Origin of the sequence: Mucilaginibacter sp. SMC90 (assembly GCF_022811725.1) — a bacterium.
Classification (GTDB): Bacteria; Bacteroidota; Bacteroidia; order Sphingobacteriales; family Sphingobacteriaceae; genus Mucilaginibacter.
Genome location: NZ_CP094527.1, coordinates 1,788,158 through 1,808,832, shown reverse-complemented (window position 1 = coordinate 1,808,832; position 20,675 = coordinate 1,788,158). Strand labels below are relative to the sequence as shown.

The window sequence follows — 20,675 nt, the reverse complement described above, 5'->3', positions numbered from 1 at the left end:
TTACCCCTATCTTAATTATGTTATTGATTATTAAACACATCCTGTTTAGTCGATTTTCAGCACGGCATCTGCTGTTAATTTGCTTTTGTGCTGATTACGGCTACGCCGTTTCAAGGGGGCTTCTTATCTTTACCCCAAATAACGACTGACTTATGACCGGAAAATCGCCGCAGGAATCATACACCATCATGAACGAACTGGTATTACCCAATGATACCAATACATTAAATAACCTCATGGGGGGCCGCCTGCTGCATTGGATGGATATTGCAGCGGCTATTTCGGCACAGAAACATTGCAACCGCATTGTGGTAACCGCTTCGGTAGATAATGTATCATTTAAAGCACCAATAAAACTGGGCGATGTGATAAGCATTGAGGCTAAGGTTACACGGGCCTTCACTACTTCGGTAGAGGTGAGAATGGATGTTTGGGCCCAAAACATACCTTCCGGAACCAAAGTAAAAAGTAACGAGGCTTATTACACCTTTGTTGCTTTGGATAACGACGGGCAAAAAACGGCAGTTGCCGAATTGATACCCGAAACCGAAAAGGAAATATCCCTGTTTGAAGGTGCGCTTCGCCGCCGTCAACTGCGATTGATATTGGGTGGAAAGATGAACCCCAACGATGCTACCGAACTTAAAGCCCTGTTTTATGGCGACCAGCTGCCGCCAAACTTGGGTGAAGAAATAAAACAGTAACAAATTTACCCGCCTATAGTCTAAATAATAGTTAAACATTAAGACTACAGCCATGAGATATTTTTTGTGCTTTTTACTGCCGCCGCTTGCCATACTAACCACAGGCAGGATAGGCGCATTTATATTGAATATATTTTTAACACTTTTTTTCTGGATTCCAGGCGTGATCCACTCCATACTTGTAACCAGCGATTATTATGATGCCAAACGCCATCGCCAGCTGATGCGGGCAACAAGGCGCGCAAGGTGGTAACCTATAACTTTTTTGCCATCACATTTTTTTAAAAGGTGGTTAAAAATCAAGGATATTATTTATAAAACAAAATGCCCTCCGGATATCCGAAGGGCATTTTCTATAATTAAAACAATTAAAATTTAGTTTTCGGGGTTCGGTTAAAAACCGTTAATAACAGCTTTATTTACACGCTTGCTTCACTATTTCACAGCCTGCCCTACAATGATATACCTATTTTTAAAGGGGATAAAGTATTCAAAAGCCTTATCAATTTTACCCAGAACATTGCGCTGCCATTCGTTACGGCCAAAGCAACCGAAAAAGCCGGTAGTGGTATAGTTAAAGCTTTTAAAGGATGAAAAAATCCCATCTACTTCGTCTATCGTTAAGTAATTCCAGCCACGTGTGCCAAATTTCTTTCTAAAAAACCTGTGCATAAAAGTCGATTCCAGGTTTTCAGCAAAAAGCAATCGGCCGTTCGGTTTTAATGCCTTATAAATCTGATCAATAATGCGCTGTTTGTTTTCGGGGTCGGTGAAGCTGATACCGCCCATGATCGATTTAAAAACGATGATGTCAAAGCTGTTTTCGAACGGGATATTAGTAGCATCAACATTACCATAGGTAATCCTCGATCCGCAATCATATGCATTATGAATGTCATGTGCGGCTTGTTCGGGGCCGTTAAGATCTGTGCAATAAACATTGTTGCCTTTTAATGCAAGCCATAGTGATAAGCCCCCTTTGCTCGAACCCAGTTCAAGGCAGTTAAATTCTTTGTTGGTAACAGGACAATGCTCTTCCCAAAAAGTGAGTGCTCTTGACCAGTTTTCTACGTCCCAGGCAATTATTGTTTTATTGTTAACCTTTTTCATACAGTCATTTTATTACATCGAATGTACTGCAATTACTTAATTTACAGTTTAAAATGAGGTACAATATGATTTACAAAAAAATTCACAAAAAGTGTAAAAATTGTGCAGGCAGGTTAATAAACCGCTTATTTCCGCTATGATAACCGTTCTTAATTGTGAAATCCGGGTATTAATAAGTGGTTAAAATTTAACTAACTATCTCATCCGCTTATTTCACAATTTAAGGGCACTCCCCTTTTTGGAGATGAATAAACAACAAAATCAGTTCATAGATAATTAACGCATGGTTTTAGTATCTGGCAGGTTAAAAAGTCACGAATACGCTATGCTTTTTCCCTACGTTACATATTCGAGCCAGTTGGGGAATCCTGTAAATTCCGGTTTCTCATCTGCCGCGGGTTTAGCGCAGCGTAACCCGTGGTTGAGTATGATCGAAGCTTTTAGCTTCCATCGCTACCGCAAGCGTCCTCGCTTGTGGGCATCATGCCAAGCTATGCGAGCGGCTCATCAGGTTGTATACCTAAACGCAGGCCACAAGCGAGGACGCTTGCGGCAGCGGGGGGCCGGTCACCACCTCGTCATTATAAGGTACGAAGCAATCAGGAACTATACAGGGCGGTCTCGCAAACCCCTCACCACCTTAAATGAGTTGTTGTTCTGCTCGTTGTTAATCCACCGGAGGCATGCCCTTGTCTTCCCAACGTAGGCTCGTTTTGACTTGAGCCGCATCCAAGTTATTCATTTCATAGAAACTTACCGAAATGGTGAGTCCGAGGTTTTCAAGTTTTCGTTTTAGATCGATATTTTCTCTTACAATTTTTTCCAGTTCATCTTCATCACCACCATGATTTGCGACCCAATATTCACCGTCTTTTGTGATCTTTTCTTCCAAAAGAATCGTAAAGCGTTCGCTCCAGTCATGGACTGCGTCATTTGCAAATATAAATGCCGGCTTAATGCCGAATTTCTGCTCCAAAAATTCCAGACATAAAAAAGCATCACCAAATTCATCCTTTGTTTGTAAGATTGCCGCAAACGGCCCGTAGCCAAGCTGGGAAAAATGTTCGACTGATTTAATATCCCGTATTTCTTCAGCGTAAGCGTTAAGCTGAAAAGCAAGATCGTCGGAGACACCCCAATCATTCACAGCATTCAAATGTTCAAAACAAAGACCTGTCTTTGCAGGCGCATACTTGTGAAGCATTATAGCCAGCGTTATGTGATCGGCATTCTCTGTTGTTAATTTAATGAAATGACCGGGTAAATTAATAAGCTTGTCCAACAGTTCAGCCGACATACTTATTTTATCCGGGGTCTCCAGTAAACGGTAAAGTCGTTTGGTTAGTTGAATCAGATAAGTTGCCGACAATGCGATACGTTTAACCTCGTCCTGATCTTCCCTTAGCAAACCGATTAGGAAGTCCATTAATGATGGGTTGATGAAAGTGAAAAACCGTTGACTTTCCAGCTCGTTATATTCATAGTCCTCAATAATAAATCCTCCTTCTAGCCGGGTAAACGCATTTTTGAATGCGTGCATTGGCCTGGGGTAATTATTGGTTTTAATTTCGTAATCCAGCCTCGCATTGAAGGCCGTTTCCAGTTCCTTTAATTCTGCGTGATCGCCGAAGCTAAGCAGCGTATTTACTAAAAAGCGGTCGTAATCATTGATCTGCCGTTCATAGGCATGCCGCCAGATTTCGGAAGGACTCTCAAAGTTTCCGATGATAAAGTTTTCAAACTCGTTAGGGCCAAACAACTCGACCTTATCCGGAGTCGTAATGAACTGTACCGACCTTGGAGAAAAGTTTTGATGCCTAGTGATGAATTTTTGAATCGATGGCTTTTCTAACACCTGTTTCAACTCATCACGGATAGTCGATTCTTCAATATGGTTACGCAACAATTGCTGGCGTACCGGTAAGGAATATTCACTCAGTTTAAGGATGCTTTCTTTCGCCTTCAAGTTGAAGAGGCGGAGGCGCTCCGACTCCAATATCGCGGCGCTCAGAATGAAAGTCCTCGTTGTGAGAATGAAGAACTTATTACGCCCACGACTGATCCGCTGCAAAACCTTTGTTAAAGACGTTTCCAACCCTTTGGCACGAATAATCTCTATTTCGTTATGCCCAAGAAAGTCGTCGAAATAAAAAACCTGCTTGCTATCATCATCTTTGAGTACTTCTTCCGCTTCCTTAATATTGTCGTAGATGTAGGTTAGTTGGTAATCATCCTTTATGAAATTATATAAAAGCAATTCAGCCAAGGTCGTTTTACCCGCGCCAGGTTCCCCCGTAATGATGATGAACTTATTCTTCAGCAGCGTAAACCGGCAACTGTCAAAAATGGGGGTCTTCACATACAGCCGCAACCGTCTTTTCAATTCCTCTTCTACAAATTCTTCAGATCGACCGTGCAGGTGATACCGGATCAATTTTTCGAGGACTGCCGTACCTGAAAACCATAACTTATAACTCGCCTTCAGAACTTCCGGATATTCATCTAATAAACGGTTAAGATCTTTCTTGCCGTAAATATTGTTCAGCGATTTGATGTAAGGGTTAAAAAGGTCGAAAATCTCTTTACATTGTTTTACAGTAAGGTTAACTGACGTAGCTACAATATAACTTGTTGGCTTTAATTTATCGACTTTAAATTTCTCTTCTTTCAGTTTATTCAGCAACGCCTTGTAACCACTTTGAAAAAAGTGTTTGACCTGACCGATGACCAAAATGCCGGTAGCCATCCCTGCGTCGTACATAAAATCGATGCCCTGATCTTTGCCTTCTTTAAATGTTTTATAACGAATACGAGTCTGTAGTGCATGCTGTTCAGCGTTTAGCAAATCGCAAACGAGATCTTCCAGGTCGGAACTATTAAGCGTTGAAAAATCGAAATTATTCATAAACCTTAAAGATAGGATTAATGAACTTATTACAACACTGCCTTACCTTCTTGCCGTAAACACAGTAACCCAACTCTACGGACGGACGTACACCAAGCCTTGCGCACAGACCGCGTTAGGGATTGCAGTGTAAAACCCACAGCGTGTGCAGGCATTGCGGGCAGGCAAGGCGAGGACCTGCAACGTAAAGCCCGGCCCGTTGGCTAACGGGAACGCCCGTATTGAGAGGTTAGGTGAACGGTGGCGAAGCAACGGCGGCTCTGTATAGCATGCGGTTGCCACGCTGCGCTCGCAATGACATGGGGGACGATGGCCTAATGCCCTTCAAACAAAAAAACGCCCTCCGGCTAACCGAAGGGCGCTTTTATATCTGATAAAATCAGCAATTATAATTTGCCAAGTTCCTGAACAAGGTCGATCAGTTTGTTTGAGTAACCCCACTCGTTATCGTACCAAGAAACAACTTTAACAAAGTTATCATTTAAACCGATACCTGCTTTAGCATCAAAAATTGATGTACGTGCATCGCCTTTAAAGTCTTCCGATACAACTTCGTCTTCAGTGTAACCAAGGATGCCTTTTAATTCGCCTTCTGATGCTGCTTTCATAGCTGCTTTGATGGCTTCGTAAGATGCACCTTTTTTCAAACGTACAGTTAAGTCAACTACAGATACGTCGGCAACCGGTACACGTAATGACATACCTGTTAATTTACCTTTTAACTGAGGTAAAACTAAACCAACTGCTTTAGCGGCACCTGTTGATGAAGGGATGATGTTTTGGTAAGCACCACGACCACCTCTCCAATCTTTTGCAGATGGGCCGTCAACTGTTTTTTGAGTTGCAGTAACAGCGTGTACAGTAGTCATCAAACCTTCTTCGATACCAAAGTTATCATCCAATACTTTAGCGATAGGTGCTAAACAGTTGGTGGTACATGAAGCGTTTGAAACGATGCTTTGATCGGCTTTCAGTTCTTTATGGTTAACACCCATTACAAATGTAGGGGTATCATCTTTTGCAGGGGCGCTCATTACTACTTTTTTAGCACCGGCGTCGATGTGTTTTTGAGCAGTTTCCTGAGTTAAGAACAAACCGGTTGATTCGATAACTACCTCAGCACCTACTTCATTCCATTTAAGGTTAGCAGGATCTTTTTCGGCAGTAACGCGGATGGTTTTACCGTTAACAACCAAATGACCGCCTTCAACAGCAATAGTACCTTTGAACTGACCATGGGTTGAATCGTATTTTAACATGTAAGCCATGTAATCTGGCTCAACAAGGTCATTAATACCAACAACTTCAATGTCTGGTCTTTCAATTGCAGCCCTGAATGCCAGGCGGCCAATACGGCCGAAACCGTTAATTCCTATTTTCATGATTTTTTAATTTTTACTTGAATAGTAGGTTAATAAATTATTTATGGGTTCTTTAATTATGTTAGTGATTTGCAGATCAGCTTCGGCGGCGGCTTCATACAAGTGTTCCTGAAAATTAAAAGCAACAGATCCTGCAAAGTGCACAGACGTACCCGGGTGTTGCTGATATAAAGGTAACAAATATGTGGAAATTAGCTTGCTAAATCCTTTTTTTATGACGTTTTGCAGATGATGATCGTTTTTGTTATCGAGATAAAAATCGGTAAATGAGCTTAAAAATAAAGCTGGCTGCTTTTGCCGGTAAACCTTTTCGAGCAGGTTTTTACGGTCGGCATCATACTTATGGATAAACTTTTTACGGATAGATGGAGGCAGGGTATCGTTCATGAATTCCTTAATGAGCTGGCGCCCCAGCCAGTTGCCTGAGCCTTCATCGGCCAGGATATACCCTAAACCATAATTGTTAGGCCAAACGCGTTTGCCATCATACCAGGCAGCGTTGGTACCACTGCCGCAAATACTGATAATGCCCGGCTCATTTTTACAACAGGCTATAGCAGCCCCTGCAATATCATGCTCAACAGAAACTTTGCCGAATTTAAAAAACGTTGAAAATGCCTTGTGTACAATATTCTTCCGCTCGTCTGACGAAGCACCGGCACCGAAAAAATAAATGCGTTTTATTTCTTCGGCATGATGAATAAGATTGATGTTTTTATTGAGGAGCTGAAGGATATGCTTCTCGTCGTTAAAATAGGGATTTATGCCATTGGTTTTAAAGGAAGCAACAGTTCTTCCTTTATCAGTAAGCCTCCAATGTGCAAAGTACGATCCGCTATAAACAACTGCAATCATTAATAATCTATATCGATAATATATTCATCATTTGTAAAAGGTCGTCCTCAAGCTTAAACTCATGCTGGTTAAGTGCTGCTTCAAGGTCTGTTAGCAAAATATGATTGGCTTGCAAACCTACCATTTTTTGCGACTCGCCGGCAACTAAAGCGTTAACTGCTGCAAAGCCAAGCCTGCTGCCCAAAATACGGTCAAAGCTTGATGGCGCACCGCCCCTTTGCAAGTGGCCTAAGATAGTAACTTTTATATCGTAATTTTTAACTTCCTGTTGTACAGCTTTTGCCACGTCATAAACACCGCCATTTTTATCACCTTCGGCAACAATTACAATGCTCGATGACTTTTTATTCATGTGCCCTTCTTTCAGGTTGGCGATAAGATCGGTAATTGCTGTAGCACGCTCGGGCAGTAAAATAGCTTCGGCCCCGCATGAAATACCGGCACGCAAAGCAATAGCTCCCGAATCGCGGCCCATTACTTCAATAAAGAAAAGGCGGTCGTGCGCATCGGCAGTATCGCGGATTTTATCGATAGCCTGAATAACAGTATTGGTGGCCGTATCAAAGCCAAGGGTATAGGTTGAGCCGCAAAGGTCATTATCAATTGTACCTGGTACGCCCATTACGGCAATATCCGGGTATTTGCGCGAAAAACGCAGAGCACCGGTAAAGGTACCGTCGCCGCCGATAACTACCAGGGCGTCAATACCGCGGGCTTTAGCGTTTTTATAAGCCAGCTCCATACCTTCATCTGTTTTGAAGGGCAGGCAGCGGGCGGTTTTTAAAATGGTACCACCAAGGTTAAGGATGTTACTTACCGAGCGCCTGTCCATCTCGTACATGTCGTTGTCAATAAGACCTTTATAACCCTGCCTTACACCCACAACTTCCAGTCCGTTATATAGTGCAGTCCTAACTACGGCACGTATACAAGGGTTCATTCCGGGGGCATCACCACCTGAAGTTAAAACCCCTATTTTTGATATTTTACGCATCTTTCACTCCTTAATTTTACGCTACGAAGATACTGTGTGTAAATTACACCATTAAATTTTATTTATTTTTTTTTGGATTAGAGATTAAGGCTATATATTTAAACTTATTAACTAAATCTCACTAATAGTTTGGAACTAATGTTACCCAAGTTTGATTCCGTATTCTCAATTGACTGCGTGATATTCGGCTTTGAAGCCGGCGAGCTTAAAATTTTGCTTATTGAGAGGAATGAGGAGCCCTACAAAGACTGGCTGGCACTGCCCGGCTACATTGTTGAGCAGGACGAAAGCATTGATGATGCCGCCGAGCGTATTTTGTATGAACTTACAGGTTTACGCGATTTGCACATGCAGCAGTTCCATACCTTTGGCGAGGTAAACCGTCACCCGCAGGGCCGTGTAATTACAGTTGCCTACTACGCGCTGATCCGTATAAACGGACAAAAGGAATTACGCCCGGTAACGCAATATGCAAAAAAAGCGTTCTGGCATCCCGTTAGCGAATTACCCAAACTGGCCTTTGACCATAGTGAGATCTTCAAAACTGGCTTTAATAAAATAAAACGCAGGCTGCACTACCAGCCAATTGCGTTTGAACTGCTACCGGAAAAATTCACGTTAACACAACTGCAGTCGCTGTACGAGGCGGTGTTGGATAAAAAACTTGATAAACGAAATTTCCGAAAAAAGATGCTCAGCTACGGCTTTTTGAAAGAGCTGGACGAGAAGCAAAAAGGTGTTTCATACCGCGCTGCCAAGCTTTACAAATTTGATAAACGCAAGTACGGCAAGATTTTTCAGGGAGAGATGAATTTGGTGTAGCTTTTAGAGAGGCAAGAAGTCAAGATTCAAGAGTCAGGAAGTTCTTTTGAGATAAAAGAAAGGGTTGGGAGATTTTCCAACCCTTTTCTTTTTTACATCTTCTTCACCCCGTCATTGCGAGGTACGAAGCAATCCCCTACTTACAGAGCGGCTATGCATAGTTCGCGATTGCTTCGTACCTTATAATGACGGGGAGGAGAGCCGCGTCCGTACATTGTCCGTAAGTACGGTGGCAGGTATACGGACGGACGACAATGTTATGTGATGATTTGTTAGAGAATACTAAAAAGAAAAGGGCCGGAAAATCTTCCAGCCCTTCATTTATCTTAAAATCTTAAGGTCTTAGGTCTTGATTCTTGACGTCTTGACTCTCTCTCGCTCTTATAAAGAAGAAGGTGCTAATTCCAAATGGTATTTCACCAGGTTATCTATAGGTGAGCGGATGATGTTGCCAACAACCATACCATTTTCGGTAACTACTTCTTCAAGCACGTTGCGGAAGTTATAACCTACCGAACCAATGCAATTGAAAGTATATTTTTGATAATCAGGATAGTGGGTTACCAGGTTACGGAAAAAATCTTCGAACGAAGTGCGTACCAGGTTACGTGAATATTCAAGGTGTACGTTGTTATCGTAAACAAATTTGCTAAAGCTTGCGCAAAAGCGGTTTGCACGGGGCTGGGTATAAACCTGCTCATTGATATCATCTGGTGTAAGCTTATATGTTTCCCAGAAAAGGTTACGCACAGGCTCCGGCATGTATCCGCGCAGGTAATCAGTTAACAGCTTTTTGCCGATGTAGCAACCGCTGCCTTCATCACCAAGGATATAAGCACCTGAATCAATATTTTGAACTACTTCTTTACCATCATAAATGCAGGTATTGGTTCCGGTACCTAATATCGCAGCAAAACCTTCGGTGTTGCCAAGCAGGGCGCGGGCGGCAGCAAGCAGGTCATGGCCAATATTAACTTTAGCGCCGGTGAAAACCACTTTCATAGCTTCCTCAACAATTTTGCGCATTTCGGGGGTTGAACAACCTGCACCGTAATAATTTACCTCTGTGATCTGATTTTTTTCAAGATCGGTTGGCAGGCTCTCGTTCAGTGACTGTATAATATACTCTGTACTTGAAAAGTATGGGTTGTACCCCTCGGTATTAAAGTAAACTTTTTTTCCCTCTTCGGTAACCAGGCACCAATTTGTTTTGGTTGAGCCACCGTCAGCAATTATGATCATAAATTTTTGTTTTTTTTAAAAATCGGTTAAAAGTAGGATTTACTTATTGTAAAAAAAACACTTAGTAATTCAAAAAATGAAAATTGCGATTTTTACTTACTTTAAGCCTACTTTTTAATATAAATTAAACTTTTAATGACACTTTCGTTCCAACACTATCAATAATTAATCAGGCAAATTATACCATTTTTTAAATGTAAAGTTTACAGATAAGCCCTGTACTCTACAACTTAAAAACAGAGTAATTTACAATTGTACGTAATGTTACCATATTTAGCAAAATATTGACTTTAATTAATGCTAAAACGTGGATTTTGTATCACAATATATCACATAAACGATAAGGAATTGCCCGGATGGATGTGCGTGGCTTTAATGCCGGGTATATTTTGCTGCAACCAGCCAATCATAAACTCAGAGCCCGGTTCCTCACTGGCAATATGGCCTAATACAATGAGCGAAAGCTTATCGCCTTTAGCCTGGGCATCCCTAACGTATTCGGCAGTTTCCCATTCCGAAATTTCACCGCAGATCAGCACATCGGGCTTTTTGGTGCTCATTTCGGTGATCTGCCTTTTGCCGCCTGCAGCCCCGGGTAACAGCAATACCTTCTGGCAGCTTTGCGATGGATTGCCGATGTAGCGTACCTTTTCAATCTTCAGTTTCTTTTTAAGGGTTTCAATAAGTGAACTTAATGATGTTGATGGGATGTTTAGCAGGTTACCGGTTTCGGGTTTGTAATAGCTCACCCAATCAAGCTGTTTTAACAAACCTATGCCAACGCCATCGGGTTTAAGGCTATGTATGGTATCATGATTACGCCAAACGGCTATATTATGCTTATCCAGCAGTTGCTTTTTATATTGATATACATCGTCACCTGCAAGCCAAGTTGTTTCATCGGCATGGTTATAAAAAGTTGGCTCATGTGCTATTATAAAATTGGCACCTAAACTTATAGCCTTTTCAATAACATTGATGGTAGCAAACATGGTGGTAACAATGCCGGTTACAACAATGTCGCGGTTGCCCGATTTTAAGGTATCAACAGTATTTGGAAACGGAGCACCGGGTACCTGTTTCATAAACAAGTCGATGATTTGGCCCACGGTAACGTTTTCAGCGGGCTTTGTAAGCGCTATGGCATCGGCAGCAAAGGGAGTTGATAATAATGCCGCAGTACCTGCCAGAGCACTTATTTGGCCAATAAATTTACGGCGATTGGTATTATGATTAACGGAGAAGGGGTTTGTATTCATGGTCATGATTGGGTTTTGTCAAAGATACCATAGCTCAAGTTAATTTTAATGGTTTGTAATAATTGTGTGACGTATTTATATCTTCGCGTAAATTTATAAATCCCCTAAACGTTGCAAAAACTTGCTAAGCTTATCACTAACAAACCTTTTGTTTATTCTTTATGGTTTGGTTTAAGTCTATTTTTGGTAATTAAAGGCGTATTGGCCCATCAGGGGTTTAACAACTACACCATATTTAAATATAACTTTTTAAATACCATCCATCAGCATAACCTGTATGCTTTTCAGCCCGGGCATTATTACGACCTGAACCACTACGGGCCAATATTTTCAATAATCATGGCACCATTCTCTATCCTGCCCGATAGTATAGGCGTTATTTTGTGGGTGCTGTTTAACGCGTTTATCCTGTTTAAGGCCATTGAGCTACTGCCGCTTAAAAAAGATCAGTACGTTATAGTATTACTGCTTTGCGCCCACGAATTAATGACAGCATCGGCCAACGTACAAAGCAACCCAATGATAGCGGCGCTGATTATTTTAAGCTTTAATTTTATAAAGCGGGAGCAGGATTTTTGGGCCGCGCTCATGATAGCCCTTGGCGCGTTTATAAAATTGTATGGAATAGTTGGCTTGGCGTTCTTTGTGTTTTCAACAAACAAACCAAAGTTTGTGCTGAGCTTTATATTTTGGTCGGCAGTGTTATTTGTATTGCCAATGGCCATTTCATCTCCTTCATTTATTATACAAACCTATCATGATTGGTATGCCGACCTGGTGATGAAAAATTCGGGGAATCAACATTCGGTAATGCAGGAAATTTGTGTTACAGGTTTTATCCGCAAGGCTTTTCATATTGATGACCTTAAAAACATGTATGTAATAGGGCCGGCATTGGTGCTTTTCGGTTTGTCATACCTCCGCATCAGCGCTTATAAGGTTTTGGAATATCAGCTGCTAATCCTTTCATCGGTACTGATCTTCGCAGTTATATTCAGCAGCTCGGCCGAATCGTCAACCTATATCATTGCTTTTGTTGGCGTAGCCGTTTGGTTCATGAATTTGAACCGCCCTGTTACCGGCTTCGATATTTCAATGCTTGTTTTGGCACTATTGATAACAAGCCTTTCGCCTTCAGATCTTTTTCCGTCTTACATCCGCACCCAATATATAGTTCCTTATAAATTAAAATCGATACCCTGCTTTTTGATCTGGCTCAAAATAGTTTACGAAACACTAACCAGAAATTTTGTTAAGCAAGATGAAGTTATATTGAAACCGAAGATGGTATAAATTCAAAGAATTATTTCTTCAATAAACAGAAAGATTTGGAGCTAGATAAATAATTATTATTTATGTTTGTAACAAGAAAGTTACATTTGAAATATTCTGCTTTTTTTAACTAAAACTGGTTGTTAAAGTTACGTTTTGTAAAGAGTTAACGTAAGGTTTTTTAAGTAAAGAAAGTAAGAGCTGAAAAGCATTCAAATATAAACTTTAATTACTAAACACCACCTGTTACAATTAAAATTTCCATAGTATAACTATGACATACTTTGCCGGTAAAAAAATATCTATTGTTATACCTTCCCATAACGAGGAAAAAAACATTAGTTATTTAATTGAGCAACTTCGCGAAACACTTTCACCCACAGGATACGCCTATGAGCTGATTTTTGTTGACGATGGCAGCCGTGATAATACACTGAATGAGCTCAAGATCAATGCCGAGCTGCACCCTAACGTTTTTTATGTTGAGCTATCGCGCAATTTTGGCAAAGATTATGCCCTTAAAGCGGGGATTGCCATGGCTCATGGTAACGCAGTTATAACCATGGATGCTGATTTGCAGCACCCGCCGCAGCTGATCCTGAAGATGTTAAAACTGTGGGAAAACGGCAACGATATTATTTATACCTATCGCGAAGGCGAAAACCCACATGGCAAAGGTTATCAAAAGGTTACTTCAAGGCTGTTTTATAAAGGTCTTAACATGCTTTCGGATATCAAGATGGAAAACGGTACTGCCGATTTCAGGCTTATTGATGAGAAGGTAGTGAAGCAACTTAAGCTTATTGACGAATACGAGATATTTTTCAGGGGGATAATTAAGTGGGCCGGTTATAAGCAAATAGGCATCCCTTACGTACCATCCAAACGGCATACCGGCGAGGCAAGCTATTCTTTTCCCAAACTGGTTAAACTTGCCGTGGGCAGCATTGTAGCATTTAGTGCGAGGCCGCTTTATATCGTATCATTAATCGGCTTGTTTTTTTCCTCACTGGCTATTTTGTACATCCCGTACGTGCTGGTAAGTTATTTTTTAGGTTATGCGGTTTCGGGCTGGGCGTCAATTGTTGCTACCATAGCCTTTTTTGGCGGTTTGCAGTTGCTTGTAATGAGTGTTATAGGCGTGTACGTGGGCAAAATATTTATGCAGTCTAAACATCGCCCGCATTACATTATCCGTTCATCAAACGTTGTTATTGTAGATAATGATTTTATTAGGGTTTGATGTTGAGGAGTTTGATATGCCGTTTGAGTACGGTAAATCGATATCGTTTAATGAGCAGCTTGAGATTTCAACAAGGGGTACTAATATTATCCTCAATTTACTGAAAGCAAAAGGTGTAAAAGTTACTTTTTTTTGCACTGCTAACTATGCTAACAACAAGCCAGACATCATCAAAAGGATGGTATCCGAAGGGCATGAGATAGCATCTCACGGATATTATCATTCTGATTTCAAAACCGAGCATTTAAGGCAGTCAAAGCTGGCACTGGAGGCGATATCAGGAACCAGGGTAACAGGCTTCCGTATGGCCCGGATGATGCCGGTAGATGAGGCTGAGATAGCAAAGGCTGGTTATGACTATAACTCATCCATAAACCCAACGTGGCTGCCGGGGAGATACAACAATTTTAATAAACCACGCAGTTGGTTTTACGATCACGATGTGCTCCAGATCCCTGCTTCTGTTTCGCCATTGATCCGTTTTCCGCTGTTTTGGTTAAGTTTTCATAATCTACCACTATCGCTGTTAAAAAGAATAGCTTCGGCAGCACACAAAAAAGATGGCTACCTGAATTTGTATTTCCACCCCTGGGAGTTCACAGATCTGCATGATAAAGAGAAATTTGGTTTCCCGGCCTATGTTTCAAAAAACTCAGGCGAAGCTTTTGCCGCCCGGATAGCTGATTTTATCGACTGGGCTACGGACAAGCATTACACATTTGAACGAACGGACGCCTTTTGTGAAAGGATCAAAAACAGGAATAAGCAGGAACTTATTTCGCATTAACATACTGTTAAACAGTTGATAGCAATTCAATTATCAAATTGATTGTTATTTTCAGCATAATTTTGCATATTTGCACCGCAAAAAATTATGTGGTATGCCATGGGTTCGAAACCATGTGTATATTTGTAATGAGAATGCGATGGTCCTATAGCTCAGCTGGATAGAGCAACAGATTTCTAATCTGTAGGTCTTTGGTTCGAATCCAAATGGGATCACTAAGAAAAAAAGCCGTTTCATACACCAAGAAACGGCTTTTCCTTTGCATGAGGGCACTTTTGAGGGCTCGCCAGATCTTGAATCGACAACCGTCGTATCGTCAAGTTTTACACGTTTTTTTGTTGAATTTCACTAAAAGGTGGTACAAATATGGTACAAACTTTTTGGTGCTAAAAAATTAGTATGGCAACTATTTGTGCAATGGTTTTAAAACACCATTTAAAAAATGATGGAACTTACAACGTAAAAATTAGGATTACTCATAAAAAGGAAAAGAGGTACATTGACACGGAGCATTTTGTCACGTCAAAACAGCTTTCGAAAAGCTTTGCCGTAAAAGACGCCTTCATCAACCGAGTTGTCAATTTAAAAATAGACGAGTATCGGCTTGCCATAAGCAGTATAAGCGAAAAGCTAGACTTTTTCGATGCAGACGGGATCAGAGATTTTCTTTTAACAAATAAAAAGGAAATTGATTTTATTGAATTTTGTGATAGTCACATCCTGCAATTGAAAGAGTCTAACCGAAAAGGTACTGCAGGAAATCACACAACGGTTCGAAATAGTTTGGTTGATTATTTTGGGAGGGAAAAAGTAATGGTGACTGAAATCACAGCGTCAATGCTTAAATCTTTTGAGAAGTTTTTACGTAGCGCCCGAATAATCTCAAGAGCGAATCAATTAAGAAGGGTAGTTGTAACAAAATGCGACGGAGTTACTGATGCCGGTTTGTATAACTACATGAGGGATTTAAGAACCTTATTTAACGCTGCGAGGGAAAAATACAATGACGAAGATCTGGGAATAATAAGAATTACCCATTATCCATTTACTAAATATAAAGTAGGCACACCTCCAGATACAAGGAAAAGGAATATTTCAATGATGCTTCTCGTTAAAATTCTTGAATGCAAAGTTCCTAAAAACAGTAGAGCAGAATTGGCAAAGGAGTTGTTTTTATTATCATTCTATCTTTGTGGAATCAATGCAGTTGACCTATACCATATTACTAAAGCTAATGTAAAAAAGGGACGGCTTGAATATAATCGGTCAAAAACAAAAGGGAAACGTAAGGACAATGCTTTTATAAGTATTAAGATTATCAATGACGCTGCTCCTTTACTAGAAAAGTACATCGAAAAATTACGGAATCGCTATTCATCAAGCAAAGGTTTTGACGGGGCTTTAAGCAAAGGCATGAAAAAATTGCGTGAGATTACAGGAATTCCTGAAATTACGTATTACTGGGCCAGGCATTCGTTCGCAAATTGCGCCCGCAACGATTGCCGAATCAGCAAGGATGATATCGCACTTGCACTTAACCATGTTGACAATGGACATAGAACTACAGATATTTATATTGCCAAAGATTGGAAAATAGTGGATGAGGTGCAATTGAATGTTATGAAGCTTTTAAATCGAAATTTATCAAAAAGCAAGAAAGTTGTTTTGAATGGCGGTTAATCATTTTTAAAGATTGATGCCAATTCTTTTAGATTCGCATATGTAAAGATTTCAGTACTTATATTCCAATGTTGTAGTTAATTTCCGACCCATTTTTGGTGTTGTTAGATATATCCTGATTTATTAAAAACTTGCATTTGCTTTGAATACTGAATCGAATTCCTTCAAATAAGGGCTCCTGAAAAATTTCCGCACAGAGAATGCGAAATTGGCGGCCTGTTATTCAAATTCTGCTTTGATTACGGCTACCATGTTACATCCCAGGGCAGGGTGTATATTGAGGAACGCAGCAGCGAAACCTTCTGCTAAAACCTCAAAATCAACTCAAAAAAACAGAACAGCAACTGCCGTTGTTTTGGTCGGCGCAGGCAGCGCTTCAGCCGCCTGCACCGGCGAAGCGTAACCAAAACCGCGGCTGTTGCAGCAGCCGGAAAAACGGGCGAACCGTAGCAGAGCGCGCAAAGCACAGGTGAACCGGTTTTTCCGGCGCAGAGACATGATCACCCTAAAGCTTTAAAATTTAAAAAAATGCTATCCACCTCAGTAGCATTCTGCCTTCGCCCGCCTGAATATCATTTACGAACTAAAAATGGCAGAATTTCCGGGTCCCGGCCCCACGGAGTTGCCACCGGCCGTAAACGACGCGAGACCAACGACCGGTCAGCCAACCGGGTAGGCCGTCTCCTGCTTCGCTGCCGACAGCACAAAAAAGCTTTGCATGTTGCCCACATCCGGCAGCCTGGATAGTTTCGTCATCAGCAATTCGTTATACGCATTCATGTCACTTATCGCGATCCGGAGCAGGAAATCGAATATTCCGGACATGTGACAGCATTCCAGTACTTCCGGTAACTTCACCACCTCCTGCTGAAATGACGCCAGCGCCGCCTGGGAGTGTTCTTTAAGCTGCACCTGTGTATAGGCGATCAATCCGCGTCCAACCTTGACCGGATCAACGATGGCCACATATTTTTTAATATACCCCTCCTCCTCCAGCCGCTTCACCCTTACGTGGATCGGCGTCACGCTTTTATGCAGCCTGTTCCCGATTTCCTTGTGTGTAACCCGGGCATCCTCCTGCAGCATTTCCAGGATCACCAGGTCTTCCTTGTCCAGTTTGTTGTTCAGCATTTTACGAATTTGTTAAAAAAGGTTCTGCGTCCTGAAATGACAGTTCCCCTGCCTCCTGCATGAAGTATTCCGCCTTAAGTACCATCTGTTCCGAGCCGATAAATATAGGTGAGCGCTGGTGCAGGCCATTCACGGCCAACTCCAGAACACGCGCACAACCATCGGTCGCCCTTCCCCCTGCCTGTTCCACGATAAAAGCCATCGGGTTACATTCGTATACCAGCCGGAGCTTGCCCTTCGGCGCGGAGGCCGTAACCGGGTAAATAAAAATACCTCCTTTGATCAGGTTACGGTGCAGGTCGGCCACCATCGAACCGATATAACGGGACGTGTACGGCCGCCCGGTTTGCCCGTCTTCTGCCTGGCAGTACTTAATATACTGTTTGACCCCCTTCGGAAAATGGACATAATTCCCCTCATTCACGGAATAGATGCTCCCCACAGCAGGGATCTTCATCTCCGGGTGGGACAAACAAAACTCGCCGATGGAAGGATCGAGCGTAAACCCGTTCACCCCCCGGCCGGTCGTATAAACCAGCATGGTCGATGAACCGTAGACGATATAACCCGCCGCGACCTGTTCCGTACCTTTTTGCAGGACATCTGAAAGGCCCGCAGGACCTTCGCCCGGTAACCTGCGGTAAATGGAAAAGATCGTTCCGACCGGAACATTGACATCGATATTGGAAGAACCGTCCAGCGGATCGATCGCTACGATATACTTCGCGTTTTTTGACACACCGGAACTGACCCGGATAATATCCTCGTTTTCCTCTGAGGCGATAATACAGCACTCACCTCCCGCTTTCAATGCGGATATGAACTGATCGTTGGCGAAGATGTCCAGCTTCTGCTGGCCCTCCCCCTGGATATTCGTACTCCCGGCCTGCCCGAGGATATCCGCCAGTCCTGCTTTATTGACCTCCCGGTTTACGATCTTCGCGGCGATCCCGATATCCCGGAGCAACCTGGAAAGTTCCCCCTTCGCATAAGGAAAGTCAGCCTGTTTTTCAATGATAAATTGTCCTAAAGTCTTTACTTTCGGCATAGGCTTAGTGTATAGTTTACAGCAAAATAAACAATAATTGGTGCGGCCAAGTTAAACAGATTTATAGCTAAATAACAAATATTCAGCTATAAATATAAAAAACAGCACCAAACACCCCTTATCTGAAAAAATAGACTAAGTGTAAAATAACACCTACCAAACCCCTTCTTCCGGAACAAAAAAAAGCCGTAAAAAAGAAGTTTTTTCTAAAAAAGCAGCGCAAAACACCGACCAACAGTCCAACGCACCATAAATAAGGCATTTGCCGGTTCTGTTTCCCAAATAACAGCTACCCTATAGCTTCCAAAACCAAATAAAGCAACCTTTGCAGCAACCAATAACAACCAATGACTAGGGTGCCCGTCACCCGCAACCCCTTTAAACCAATGAGCCCAAAACCCAAAATTCTGGTGACCGGTGCCTGTGGAGGTATAGGCCCCGGATTAACCATAGCCCTGCGTTCCCTGTACGGACAGGACAGCGTCATCGCAGCCGATGAACGCTCCCTGGCCAGCGGGCAAGGCCCATGCCGGCAGCTGGACCTGCTCCATAAGACCATGCTGAGCGACCTTATCCGGCAGGAACAGATCACACAGATCTGCCTGCTCCCGGGTAACTGCGCAGGCGGCCCGGGACAAGGCGGCCCTTCGGATTGGGAACAGCATGTGACCAGCCTCGTTCATGTGCTTCAGGCAGCATCGGAACATGCACTGGACAAAGTCTTCTGGCCGAGCAGTAATGAAGTATTCGGACCAGGCCAGCCCAGGCACTCCTGCCCGCAAGACACCGCGAACAGGCCTGTCTCCGTCTGCGGTATCAGTAAGCTTACCGGCGAATACTGGTGCAACCATTATTTTGAAAAACACGGCCTGGATGTCCGCAGCATCCGTCTTCCCGGCCTGATTTTTCCATCCGTAACATCCCCCGGAGACCTCAGCAGCTATGCAGCTGAGATGATCCGGCATGCACTCGATGACAAACCTTATACCTGCTACCTCCGGGAGGACACCTGCCTTCCCGCGATCTACCTGCCTGATACCGTCCGCGCAGTGCTCATGCTGATGGATGCACCGGCATCCAAACTCCGTGTCAGAACAGCTTATAACCTTGCCGGCATGAGCTTTTCACCCTGCGACCTGGCTGCGGAGATCAGGAAATATCTCCCGGGCTTCAGGCCGGGCTATGAACCGGACAGCCGGCAGGCCCTGGCCAACAACCTGCCGGTCAGCGTCGACGACCAGGCTGCAAGACGTGACTGGCTATGGAGGCCCGCTTTCAGCCTAAGCACAATGGTTGCCGATATGCTGAAACAAGGCCATCCCCTGCAAAAGGTACCGGAGCCGGTACCTGCATTTTCATTTGATGATCAATATTGTTTTACCAGGATCGATGAGGCATGATGAGAGACCTGAACATCACCCAGAACATTACCAATAAAGAAAGCAGGGCCGTAGAGGCCTACCTGGGGGAACTGGGCAGGCTGCGCCTGATCAGCGCAGACGAAGAGATCGACCTGGCGAAACGCATCCGGCAGGGCGACCATGCCGCCCTGGACCGCCTCGTGCAGGCCAACCTGCGCTTTGTCGTATCAGTCGCCAAGAAATACCAGCACCAGGGGATCCCCCTCAGCGACCTGATCAGCGAAGGCAACCTCGGCCTGATCCAGGCCGCCCGCAAATTCGATGAAACACGCGGGTTCAAGTTCATCTCCTACGCGGTCTGGTGGATCAGGCAGAGCATCCTTGCCGCATTAACGGAACATTCCCGGATGATCCGCCTGCCAATGAATAAGATCAATGATATTTCAAAGCTGAACAAGGCCGTTGCCGAAATGGAACAGGAACTCTGCCACCGGCCGTCGGCAGCGCAGCTGGCCGGCTTCCTCCGGATGACCACAGAAAAAGTGGACGGAATTTTAGCAGCGGCACCCAGGGTCAGTTCGCTTGACAACCCATTTGGTGAAGACGATGATTATTCCCCTTATGACCGCCTCTGCCTCCATGGAGAGCCAACGGACGGGGCATTGATGGCCGAAGATGCACAGCTGGAGATCCGGCTGATCCTCCAAAAGCTGAACGAACGGGAACGCTCCGTGATCGATATGTCCTTCGGCCTGACAGGTGGCAGCGAAATCCCCCCGGAAGATATCGCCGTCAGGCTCGGACTGACCCGGGAAAGGGTCAGGCAAATCAGGAAAGCAGCCATCCGGAAACTGCGCAACAGCAAACAAATTGACTGAAC

General features: G+C 43.2%; 18 protein-coding genes and 1 tRNA gene. 10 read left to right on the top strand and 9 right to left on the bottom strand.

Going from position 1 to position 20,675, the window contains the following annotated elements:
* Positions 1–152 precede the first annotated feature (152 nt).
* Positions 153–704 (top strand): acyl-CoA thioesterase, encoded by a 552-nt coding sequence (locus MTO98_RS08015; RefSeq protein WP_243486096.1) that lies wholly within the window; start codon positions 153–155, stop codon positions 702–704.
* A 52-nt stretch (positions 705–756) separates the two neighbouring features.
* Positions 757–957, top strand: a complete 201-nt coding sequence (locus MTO98_RS08010) for a YqaE/Pmp3 family membrane protein (RefSeq protein WP_243486094.1) — start codon at positions 757–759, stop codon at positions 955–957.
* A gap of 182 nt (positions 958–1,139) precedes the next feature.
* On the opposite strand, the gene MTO98_RS08005 is transcribed toward MTO98_RS08010, so the two are convergent.
* From MTO98_RS08005 to pfkA, 5 genes are all read right to left on the bottom strand, one after another.
* Positions 1,140–1,814: a class I SAM-dependent methyltransferase gene (locus MTO98_RS08005; protein ID WP_243486093.1), complete on the bottom strand. Its 675-nt coding sequence runs from the start codon at positions 1,812–1,814 to the stop codon at positions 1,140–1,142.
* A 667-nt stretch (positions 1,815–2,481) separates the two neighbouring features.
* On the bottom strand, positions 2,482–4,719 hold the full coding sequence (locus tag MTO98_RS08000) for an ATP-binding protein (RefSeq protein WP_243486091.1): 2,238 nt from the start codon (positions 4,717–4,719) through the stop codon (positions 2,482–2,484).
* 386 nt (positions 4,720–5,105) lie between these two features.
* Positions 5,106–6,101 (bottom strand): type I glyceraldehyde-3-phosphate dehydrogenase, encoded by a 996-nt coding sequence (gap, locus tag MTO98_RS07995; protein WP_243486089.1) that lies wholly within the window; start codon positions 6,099–6,101, stop codon positions 5,106–5,108.
* A gap of 6 nt (positions 6,102–6,107) precedes the next feature.
* A complete protein-coding gene (locus MTO98_RS07990; protein WP_243486087.1) occupies positions 6,108–6,956 on the bottom strand; it encodes a hypothetical protein in 849 nt (282 codons plus the stop codon).
* 7 nt (positions 6,957–6,963) lie between these two features.
* Entirely contained in the window at positions 6,964–7,950 is a 987-nt protein-coding gene (pfkA, locus tag MTO98_RS07985) for a 6-phosphofructokinase (RefSeq protein WP_243486086.1), read from the bottom strand.
* A gap of 129 nt (positions 7,951–8,079) precedes the next feature.
* Here pfkA and MTO98_RS07980 point away from each other — a divergent pair, with 129 nt between their 5' ends.
* Positions 8,080–8,772, top strand: a complete 693-nt coding sequence (locus MTO98_RS07980; protein WP_371328320.1) for an NUDIX domain-containing protein — start codon at positions 8,080–8,082, stop codon at positions 8,770–8,772.
* Positions 8,773–9,153: 381 nt separating this feature from the next.
* Here MTO98_RS07980 and MTO98_RS07975 read toward each other — a convergent pair whose 3' ends face one another.
* Together MTO98_RS07975 and MTO98_RS07970 are read right to left on the bottom strand one after the other, a co-directional pair.
* On the bottom strand, positions 9,154–10,014 hold the full coding sequence (locus tag MTO98_RS07975; protein WP_243486085.1) for an N-acetylglucosamine kinase: 861 nt from the start codon (positions 10,012–10,014) through the stop codon (positions 9,154–9,156).
* Positions 10,015–10,343: 329 nt separating this feature from the next.
* Complete coding sequence (locus MTO98_RS07970; protein ID WP_243486083.1) at positions 10,344–11,273, bottom strand: Nif3-like dinuclear metal center hexameric protein; 930 nt, start codon at positions 11,271–11,273, stop codon at positions 10,344–10,346.
* Positions 11,274–11,384: 111 nt separating this feature from the next.
* On the opposite strand from MTO98_RS07970, the gene MTO98_RS07965 reads away from it, so the two are divergent.
* From MTO98_RS07965 to MTO98_RS07945, 5 genes are all read left to right on the top strand, one after another.
* On the top strand, positions 11,385–12,566 hold the full coding sequence (locus tag MTO98_RS07965) for a glycosyltransferase family 87 protein (protein ID WP_243486082.1): 1,182 nt from the start codon (positions 11,385–11,387) through the stop codon (positions 12,564–12,566).
* Between the two features lie 253 nt (positions 12,567–12,819).
* Positions 12,820–13,788, top strand: a complete 969-nt coding sequence (locus MTO98_RS07960; protein WP_243486081.1) for a glycosyltransferase family 2 protein — start codon at positions 12,820–12,822, stop codon at positions 13,786–13,788.
* A complete protein-coding gene (locus tag MTO98_RS07955) occupies positions 13,769–14,575 on the top strand; it encodes a polysaccharide deacetylase family protein (protein WP_243486080.1) in 807 nt (268 codons plus the stop codon). The genes MTO98_RS07960 and MTO98_RS07955 overlap by 20 nt, the downstream gene beginning before the upstream one ends.
* Positions 14,576–14,716: 141 nt before the next feature.
* Positions 14,717–14,790, top strand: a tRNA-Arg gene (locus MTO98_RS07950).
* Between the two features lie 184 nt (positions 14,791–14,974).
* On the top strand, positions 14,975–16,255 hold the full coding sequence (locus tag MTO98_RS07945; RefSeq protein ID WP_243486078.1) for a site-specific integrase: 1,281 nt from the start codon (positions 14,975–14,977) through the stop codon (positions 16,253–16,255).
* 660 nt (positions 16,256–16,915) lie between these two features.
* Here MTO98_RS07945 and MTO98_RS07940 read toward each other — a convergent pair.
* Both MTO98_RS07940 and fbp read right to left on the bottom strand, forming a co-directional pair.
* Positions 16,916–17,386, bottom strand: a complete 471-nt coding sequence (locus tag MTO98_RS07940) for an Lrp/AsnC family transcriptional regulator (protein ID WP_243486076.1) — start codon at positions 17,384–17,386, stop codon at positions 16,916–16,918.
* 1 nt (position 17,387) lies between these two features.
* A complete protein-coding gene (gene fbp / locus MTO98_RS07935; RefSeq protein WP_243486075.1) occupies positions 17,388–18,434 on the bottom strand; it encodes a class 1 fructose-bisphosphatase in 1,047 nt (348 codons plus the stop codon).
* Positions 18,435–18,781: 347 nt separating this feature from the next.
* Between fbp and MTO98_RS07930 the strand changes: the two genes are divergently transcribed.
* Both MTO98_RS07930 and MTO98_RS07925 read left to right on the top strand, forming a co-directional pair.
* Positions 18,782–19,834, top strand: coding sequence for an NAD-dependent epimerase/dehydratase family protein (locus MTO98_RS07930; protein WP_371825412.1), 1,053 nt, complete (start codon positions 18,782–18,784; stop codon positions 19,832–19,834).
* The gene (locus tag MTO98_RS07925) at positions 19,831–20,673 is read left to right on the top strand and encodes an RNA polymerase sigma factor RpoD/SigA (protein WP_243486071.1); all 843 of its coding nucleotides are present in this window, start codon (positions 19,831–19,833) and stop codon (positions 20,671–20,673) included. Before MTO98_RS07930 ends, MTO98_RS07925 begins: the two co-directional genes overlap by 4 nt.
* Positions 20,674–20,675 lie beyond the last annotated feature (2 nt).

What these genes read in the sequence shown, in the direction of transcription:
- MTO98_RS08015 (WP_243486096.1), top strand. Translation starts at nt 153, where the DNA reads ATGACCGGAAAATCGCCGCAGGAATCATACACCATCATGAACGAACTG.
- MTO98_RS08010 (WP_243486094.1), top strand. Translation starts at nt 757, where the DNA reads ATGAGATATTTTTTGTGCTTTTTACTGCCGCCGCTTGCCATACTAACC.
- MTO98_RS08005 (WP_243486093.1), bottom strand. Translation starts at nt 1,814, where the DNA reads ATGAAAAAGGTTAACAATAAAACAATAATTGCCTGGGACGTAGAAAAC.
- MTO98_RS08000 (WP_243486091.1), bottom strand. Translation starts at nt 4,719, where the DNA reads ATGAATAATTTCGATTTTTCAACGCTTAATAGTTCCGACCTGGAAGAT.
- gap (WP_243486089.1), bottom strand. Translation starts at nt 6,101, where the DNA reads ATGAAAATAGGAATTAACGGTTTCGGCCGTATTGGCCGCCTGGCATTC.
- MTO98_RS07990 (WP_243486087.1), bottom strand. Translation starts at nt 6,956, where the DNA reads ATGATTGCAGTTGTTTATAGCGGATCGTACTTTGCACATTGGAGGCTT.
- pfkA (WP_243486086.1), bottom strand. Translation starts at nt 7,950, where the DNA reads ATGCGTAAAATATCAAAAATAGGGGTTTTAACTTCAGGTGGTGATGCC.
- MTO98_RS07975 (WP_243486085.1), bottom strand. Translation starts at nt 10,014, where the DNA reads ATGATCATAATTGCTGACGGTGGCTCAACCAAAACAAATTGGTGCCTG.
- MTO98_RS07970 (WP_243486083.1), bottom strand. Translation starts at nt 11,273, where the DNA reads ATGAATACAAACCCCTTCTCCGTTAATCATAATACCAATCGCCGTAAA.
- MTO98_RS07960 (WP_243486081.1), top strand. Translation starts at nt 12,820, where the DNA reads ATGACATACTTTGCCGGTAAAAAAATATCTATTGTTATACCTTCCCAT.
- MTO98_RS07955 (WP_243486080.1), top strand. Translation starts at nt 13,769, where the DNA reads ATGATTTTATTAGGGTTTGATGTTGAGGAGTTTGATATGCCGTTTGAG.
- MTO98_RS07945 (WP_243486078.1), top strand. Translation starts at nt 14,975, where the DNA reads ATGGCAACTATTTGTGCAATGGTTTTAAAACACCATTTAAAAAATGAT.
- MTO98_RS07940 (WP_243486076.1), bottom strand. Translation starts at nt 17,386, where the DNA reads ATGCTGAACAACAAACTGGACAAGGAAGACCTGGTGATCCTGGAAATG.
- fbp (WP_243486075.1), bottom strand. Translation starts at nt 18,434, where the DNA reads ATGCCGAAAGTAAAGACTTTAGGACAATTTATCATTGAAAAACAGGCT.
- MTO98_RS07930 (WP_371825412.1), top strand. Translation starts at nt 18,782, where the DNA reads ATGACTAGGGTGCCCGTCACCCGCAACCCCTTTAAACCAATGAGCCCA.
- MTO98_RS07925 (WP_243486071.1), top strand. Translation starts at nt 19,831, where the DNA reads ATGATGAGAGACCTGAACATCACCCAGAACATTACCAATAAAGAAAGC.